The following is a 7,877-nucleotide window of genomic DNA, read 5'->3' on the forward strand; positions in this document are numbered from 1 at the left end:
CTGTATAGCCAAGCACCTATTTTCTATAAATTTATTGGTTGATGAAAATGCGTTGTTTGTTACTTAGCTCAATAGTTGTACTTTCCACTCCTAGTTTATCTTTTGCGACAAACTTTAATAATTTCTTTATAAGACGTGAAAATAGTGTTGATTTAAGCAAGTTTTCAACTGCTAATTTTGTGGAAGACGGCAGTTATGATCTGGACGTATACATTAATGGCGAATTTTTAACGACAGATAAAATATTATTTAGTAATAACGAACCTTGTATATCTGAGGTGTTGGTAGATAGCCTGCCTTTCAATGATCGCGGATATAAACTGTATAAAGAACAAATAGAATCAATTGAAGGTGCAGTTTGTTATAAGATTGATAAGATTGAATACACTAAGATCGTTTCTGATCTTGGTAAAGGCCGTATCGACATATCAACACCACAAGAATACATTGCTAACGAGTATAAATATGGATTTGTGCCCGATCGATTGTGGGATGATGGAATTTCAGCTTTATATCTCGACTACAACATAAACTACTTTTCAAGCCAGCAGGACGATGAAAACGGCTGGAATGATGACTTATCGACATACGGTATTATTGGAGCGAATGCTGGTGCGTTTCGCTTTAGAGCCAATTATCAGGCATCCAATAATTATTCAGGTGAGTTTACCTCATTGTATGGTTATACGCCCGTGCGCAGTATTAAGTCCAAGTTGACATTTGGTAATACCCAGTTTGGCTCGGATGTTTATGACTCGTTCCAGATGACGGGTGTTCGCTTACAGAGTGATGACCAAATGTTACCGTCTAATTTGCGTGGGTATTCGCCGGTTGTTTCGGGAACCGTGAGTACGAATGCAGTGATTACCATTAGGCAACAAGGAAATGTACTCAAAGTTGTCAACGTTAATGCTGGTCCATATTTGATCGATGATCTTGCGCAAGCTTCTAAGGGCACACTCGATGTAGAAGTTAAACAAGCCGACGGAAAAATTCAACGTTACCAAGTCAATGGTGCTGACGTTTTGTATTTAACTCGCCCAAACCATCTGCGCTACAGCGTATCGGTTGGAGTTCCAGACAGCGAGACTTATGAACATAAACCGGAGTTTTTCTCAGCCGAAGCATCTTACGGGATCAACAATTACGTGTCTGTTTTTTCGGCAACCTTATTATCTGAGGATTACCAGTCTTACACGGTTGGTACAGGGGTTAATCTAAATTACTTTGGTGCTGCATCTGTCGATGTCTCTACAGCGAAGGCCACACTGGGTGATACTAGTGACGTATCTGGTATATCTTACGGTGTTACTTACAACAATACCTTAACTGATTTTGGTTTAGGCTTACGTATTGCTGGATATCGTTTTTCAGAAGAGCAGTATTACGAATTTGATGAATATCTTAACTCTTATGATGATGTAACCTCATCATTTGTTTATGCCGCAAACAACAATCGTAAAGATGAAAAGCAAATCGCGTTGACACAGAGTTTCGGTGTTACCAGCGCATATGTTTCCTATACCTCCAATAACTACTGGGATAACCGGCGCGATTCTTCTCGTTACGATGTCAACTTGTCACATCCCATAAATCTTAATGGGATCAACTTATATCTGACGCTGAATCTATATCAAGCCGATGATTCATATCTGACATATAACTATGAGTCGGGTATCCAAAAGTACTCACCAAGCAGTGGTGAAAAAGGTTGGTCGTTAGGCATCTCTATTCCTATTGGGGGCAGTAATTCCGTATCTGTACAAACAAATTCACGTGACGGCGACTACTCTCAGACTCTATCCTATTCCGGATATGACAAAGGGGATGGTTCTAACTATCGAGTCGCTTACGATGTTTATGAAGGTGAATCGAATGGTGTAAGTGGTAACTACAGTCGCGATTTATCTTTTGTTTCAACTTCTTTTGGTGGGAGTTATAAAACCGACTCATACAGTCAAGTGAACGCAAATGCTACGGGGACTGTATTGTTGTCCGAACATGGATTGGCATACAGTGCACTTAACTCAGGCACATCACGCATTCTTATTGATTCTAGTGTGTCAGACGTCACCATTAATGGTAGCCATCACGAGAAGACTAACGAATTCGGTTTAGCCCTGATTAATGGTGTTACGCCTTACCAAAAGAGCTACAACACTATCGACTTTAAGTCACTGCCTGACAATATTGAAGTGCTCGATAGCGTTAAGAGTATGGTCTTGACTGAGGGTGCGATTGGCTACCAAAAAATAAAAGCACGTAAAGGTAGCAACTTCCTAGCGCATTTGGAAGGTGATAAAGAGATTCCGTTTGGCGCTTTAGTCTTTGATGATGAACTTAATCAAGAGATTGGCATAGTTGGCCAAGATTCAACAGTCTATGTGGTTGGAGTCAACATCGATTCAAATATAAGTGTGAATTGGGGAGATAACGAAAGTTGTCACCTAGTCATCGATGAGTCGATTTTGGAAAGTCAAGAAGTCATTCGTTCAGTTAACTGTGAAAACTAAATTAGTAGTTGGGAAAATATGAAAAATTGTATTTTAGCAATCGTGTGCTGCTTGATGGTATCGACCACAGCAAACGCCGCATTAGCACTAGACAGAACTCGCGTTATTTACGATGGCGATTCTAAAGTCGAAACAGTGAAAATAAAAAATCCGGCAGAGACGCCATTTCTTGCTCAATCTTGGTTGACAGATATGACAGGGCAGGAAGTACAAGATAAGTTTATTGTGGTACCACCAGTGCTGAGAATTGAAAGTAAAGATTACGCTATTTTGCGAATTAAATCTTTACCTACCGTTTCTCAATTGCCTCAGGATCGGGAAACCGCCTATTTTTTACATGTTCGAGAAGTCCCCCCTTCAGTTGAACATAAAGGCCGTAGTACAAATACCAAGATAGCCAGTGGATCGATCCAAATTGCTATCGAATCTGTCATTAAGTTTTTCTATAGGCCGGAAAACCTTAAAAAAATCAATCGTATAGACAAGTTAATTGATAGTAGTACAAAGATTAGGCGTTTGAATGGTAACAAGGTTATTATCGAGAATGGTTCACCATTTTACGTGACCTTATCTGACCTAAAGCTAACTGATGCAGAGAAGTCCTCTAAGTTTAAGCCCTTCATGTTAGCGCCTTTTTCGAGTAAAGCTCTGAACATAGAGAAAAGTGACCGATATACGCTGAGTCATATCAATGACTATGGTGCTACTGTATCAAACACTTTCGTTTGTAATACACAAAATGTTTGCACAGTGCAAAATAAACAGTAGGCCGGACAATGAGAAAGCTAATTTTAACCCTTCTATTGTTCGCTATTGGGAATATATTCGCCCCGAGTGCATTGGCACTAGCTTGTTATAGTACCAGCGAAGGTGGCAGTTTTGGCGGCAGGGGGCCAGGAGGCGTCACCAATTTTTATATCGATCCATCTGCATCTGTACCTGTGGATGAAACCAATGGTCAAATTGTATGGCGAGGGCCATCGCAAACAGTAACCGTGACTTGTTATAAAGATGCGACCAATTATCCCAGCTTAAAAAACTATCCTGAGCAAGTGTATTTTTGGCCAGGGAAAACGGGGAACACTTCTGTACCAAATATTCCTGGTATAAAAGTTGGATTTCGTTATGAGGGAAATGACATCTATGGTGTTAAGACCGCAGTCAAAGGTTTTGTTGTGCCAGCGTGTGGAAGCAATGAAAATAACAATAGCTGTGAGAGTCGAACGAAAACATCGCGTAGGATTACTTATCAACCAATTATCGTAACGGCACCTGGCACCTTTACTGGTTATAGTCAAGCGATCAATATTTTCCAGGTAGATGGTAAAGGTGGGTATAACGGCTTATACGCAAACTATCGAAGCGTGATTGCTAATATGGATATTCTTCAGCCTTCTAAATGCCTAGTTGAGCTAGAAATCCAGAATAATGATATTGACTATGGTCAAATAAGCGTCGACGAAGTTGGTCAAGCTGCGCAGCTTCCTCTCACTATCATAGTCAGAAACTTAAAGTATGGTCCCGATTGTCCATCGGTAAAGTTGCGTGGTTATTTTGATAACGTCCGCGATCTTACCAATAAGTCATATATTCCCGTTTTTGATGAAGATGGCAAAGAAATTGATTCTTTAGGTATCAAGTTATACACCCTCGGAGGTCAAGAAGTGGAATTAAACGAACCTGTTGGGGATGGCTATGAAGTCGCACAAGTCGGCTATGACCGTTATATCGCAAAACTAATTCCGCGTGGTTCCTCTGACATCAAAAAAGGTAAGTTTGAGGGAATGGTAGTTTATACCGTTTCTTACTTGTAAAAGAGTACTTATGAATAATAAACAAACTATTTTATTGGCTCTTTCTGTATTTACAGCCAGCTCGGCTTTCGCCATTGAAGCTCAGCAGTCGAATGAAAATGAGAAAGGCGTTATTGAAACATTAATTTCTAATGGGTTGTATTTTCAGATAGGGGGAGGTCTTGCGCAATTTAAGGACGATCCTTACAAAAATGACAATGACATAACCAGCTTGAAATACAACATAGGTATTAGTACACAACCATTTAACTTCGAACTCGGTTACCAAAGCTTTTCCGATGGTGATGGCTTTAGCATGAAGGGCGTAGATATACTGGCTAAACATAAATGGTCGTTGTCACGTGATGGAGGGTTATTTGCTGGTGCTGGTGGCTATTTTTATAATGCTGAAATGAATAAACAATTTTTGGATTCACCGCCAGAAACTAGTGGTGTGTCACCATACCTTTCGGTTGGCGGGTACTATGCTTTGAGTGAGTACATTGATGTTTCCTTGCAATTTGACAGTTTTTTCAATGTGAGCGTTATCGATCAATACTACGATAAAAAAGATAGCAAGCAGCTTAACCAAGTTAGCTTGTCTTTGATCCTTCACCCATGGTCAAACAGCCGCTACGACGCTCAACCTATCGAGTCTATTGAAGAACCAGTAAAACAACAGGTGAAGCTAGGCCAAAATAGTGCAGAATATAGCTATGATGACGCTACGCTTAGCTCTGAGATGGAGGAGCAACTAACTCGGTTTGCAATTAAAGTTACTGAATTAGAAAGCTATGATGTGGTAATAATTGGTGGAGCAGATAGTAAGCCTGCATTTGTAGAGTATAATACGCGACTGGCTCGAAAGAGAGCAAAGCGAGTGGCGGACTTTTTGATTTTACACGGTGTGGACGAGAGGAATATTCATCTTGAGACATCCGTTGTTGAGAAAGAAGAAAGTGATCAAGACGCTCGTAAAGTTGAAATGGTTGTAAAAGGTACAAAGGTCTTTAATGCATATTAATGGCTAGCCTAGGACTCTTAACTTTAAATAATGCCCCTACAAAATAGTGAGGGGTTTTTACTTTTGAAATATATGGGGATTTATATTTTCAGACTAGAGATTACTTAGCGTATTTTAGTTGATAACTATACTATATTCACATTATTCTCGAACCAGCTATTAGGACAGGTTTTAAATACCTACATTACTATAAAAAAGCAGTTATCAATGCTAACGAGCAAATTTATAGCTTGTAAACTAAACATTACATTTTCTTAGAGTGATGGTTTTACCCCCTCAAAGTGCTGTGATTCTTCCGCGATTAAAAATTAATATTTTCTACTTTATCAAGGTAAGTTGTGGTTTTAATTAATCTTTTTACAATTTGCCATTAGGGGTTAAGAGATTAAAGGTTATGTGGAACCGATTCTTTTAACAGGTACATATATTAACTGATATCAAGTGAATCTTTGTTTATCTATACTTTTATCAATTAATGTGAGTAACTCTTCAAGTTGGAAATTTGATGATTCAATATACTTTAGATCAAATGTTATCTTTCGCTCTCACAGCAGAACATGGTTCATTTGCAAAAGCAGCTAGGGCAAGTGGTAAAGATAGGACCACTATTAGTGAACATGTTAATAACTTGGAAATTGCACTTAATGCGATTTTGTTTCAAAGAGGTAACAATAAGTTGGTGATTACGGAACAAGGTAAAGCTCTGCTACGCTGGTCCCGAGGCCTCATAAGGCATGCTGAGGCCCTACAATCATTTGCTGATTCGCTGTCCTTTCCAGAGCAGCACCATTTCAAAATAGCAGTAGACATGCATCTACCTAGTGAGTTTATCTTAGATGTTGATATTGCGGCTAGAAAGTTATGCCCCAACATTACCATAGATTGGATATACCGCGGCCGGGATGAGGCTTTGGAAGAGCTCAAAAGTAAAACTTTAGATGCCGCGATAATACTCAGAAACGATCAATCTTCGAAGCTAATACCACCAAGCGGCTTAATGGCATGTTATTTAGGTGAAGTCAAAGGAAGGTTGTATACTGCTGTAGATTCGCCACTTCAGGAGTTTAGTCCTGTTAACTTCAGGGATTTAGCAGACAGTACGCGCTATGTACTTCAAAGTACATCGGATGCTGGGCTTGGTGAACGCGCAGCCTTTTCTGGTCGGCAAGTTGTGTTAAATGGTATAGAGCTAGTGGTAAAATTTATCGAAAAAGATGGCTGGGCTTATTTACCCTCAATCCCTATGCTAGACAATAACCCAAAAGTTAAAGTGTTAGATGCCAACTTTCTCAACGCCCATTGGTCTGTGGGGTGTAGTGGTTTAATGATCCCGGACATCAAATTAGGTGGTAAAGTCTCCACCGTAAATGAGGTGTTCAATGACAAAACGACAACGACGTACATTTTCTTCTGAATTCAAAGTAGATGCCGCAAGCTTGGTTCTTGATCAAGGTTACTCAATATCTGAGGCGGCACGCTCTCTAGACATCGGTGATACGGCTTTACGACGCTGGGTCGATCAACTAAAGATTGAGCGTGGCGGAGAGACGCCAACGGTTCAAGCTCTGACGCCAGAACAGAAGAAGATCCAAGAGTTAGAAGCTAGGATTAATCGCCTAGAAAGAGAAAAATCCATACTAAAAAAAGCTACAGCTCTCTTAATGTCGGACGAACTCGAACGTTCTCGCTAATTGACCAGTTGAGGGAGCATGAACCGGTCAAACTACTGTGCGAGCTGTTCGATGTCGCGTCTTCCTGCTACTACGAGTTTAAACAACAAAAGCCAGATGCCAATCGTATTCGGTTAGCCAGCCGAGTTAAGCAGCTCTTTAACATGAGTCGTGGTGCTGCTGGTAGTCGGACTCTTACTTCTATGTTGCGCTCTGAAGGCTTCGAGGTTGGACGATTCAAAGTACGAAAGCTTATGCAAGAAGCTGAGCTGATGAGTAAACAACCAGGCTCACACCGCTATAAGCAGGCTAAGTTAGAACGACCAGATGTCCCCAATAGGTTGAAGCGTGAGTTCTCTGTTACTACTCCAAATAAAGTTTGGTGTGGCGATATTACTTACATCTGGTCCGGTTCAAAGTGGAGTTATCTAGCGGTTGTGCTCGACTTATTTAGCCGTCGCGTAGTGGGATGGGCACTATCAGATAAACCGAATGCAGAGTTGACTTGTAAAGCTTTGGACATGGCTTGGGAGCAACGAGGACGGCCTAACGATGTGATGTTTCACTCAGACCAAGGGTGCCAATATAGCAGCCTTAAATATCGTCAAAGGCTTTGGCGATATCGCATAACTCAGAGCATGAGTCGTAGAGGTAACTGTTGGGATAATGCCCCAATGGAAAGGCTATTTAGAAGTCTAAAAACCGAATGGATACCAACTACTGGGTACCTAACCCAAACTCAGGCAAAGAAGGATATCAGTTATTACTTGATGGATTACTACAATAGGCAACGGCCTCATCAAGCAAATGATGGGCTATCGCCAGTTACTGCCGAAAATCGGCTTAAGTTAGTGTCCGGAATTTGTTGAACACTACA

6 protein-coding genes are annotated in these 7,877 nt (G+C 40.6%); all 6 read left to right on the forward strand.

The window, feature by feature from the left end; translation table 11 throughout:
* Positions 1-47: 47 nt before the first annotated feature.
* The 6 genes from DPF90_RS00245 to DPF90_RS00270 all read left to right on the forward strand — a co-directional run bounded on the left by DPF90_RS00245 (position 48) and on the right by DPF90_RS00270 (position 7,869).
* A complete protein-coding gene (locus DPF90_RS00245) occupies positions 48-2,513 on the forward strand; it encodes a fimbria/pilus outer membrane usher protein (protein ID WP_114783482.1) in 2,466 nt (821 codons plus the stop codon).
* Positions 2,514-2,531: 18 nt separating this feature from the next.
* Complete coding sequence (locus DPF90_RS00250; RefSeq protein WP_114783484.1) at positions 2,532-3,281, forward strand: fimbrial biogenesis chaperone; 750 nt, start codon at positions 2,532-2,534, stop codon at positions 3,279-3,281.
* An 8-nt stretch (positions 3,282-3,289) separates the two neighbouring features.
* Entirely contained in the window at positions 3,290-4,327 is a 1,038-nt protein-coding gene (locus DPF90_RS00255) for an adhesin (protein ID WP_114783486.1), read from the forward strand.
* 10 nt (positions 4,328-4,337) lie between these two features.
* Positions 4,338-5,330: an OmpA family protein gene (locus DPF90_RS00260; RefSeq protein ID WP_114783488.1), complete on the forward strand. Its 993-nt coding sequence runs from the start codon at positions 4,338-4,340 to the stop codon at positions 5,328-5,330.
* A 505-nt stretch (positions 5,331-5,835) separates the two neighbouring features.
* Positions 5,836-6,744 carry a LysR family transcriptional regulator gene (locus DPF90_RS00265; protein ID WP_114783490.1) on the forward strand — a complete coding sequence of 303 codons (909 nt, stop codon included), beginning with the start codon at positions 5,836-5,838 and terminating at the stop codon, positions 6,742-6,744.
* Positions 6,710-7,869 (forward strand): IS3 family transposase gene (locus tag DPF90_RS00270; RefSeq protein WP_114783493.1). Its coding sequence is split into 2 segments (ribosomal slippage): positions 6,710-6,977 and positions 6,977-7,869, totalling 1,161 coding nucleotides; the frame shifts between segments, so codons are not numbered across the junction. The genes DPF90_RS00265 and DPF90_RS00270 overlap by 35 nt, the downstream gene beginning before the upstream one ends.
* Positions 7,870-7,877 lie beyond the last annotated feature (8 nt).

Source organism: Vibrio tetraodonis (assembly GCF_003350295.1).
Taxonomy (GTDB): Bacteria; Pseudomonadota; Gammaproteobacteria; order Enterobacterales; family Vibrionaceae; genus Vibrio; species Vibrio tetraodonis.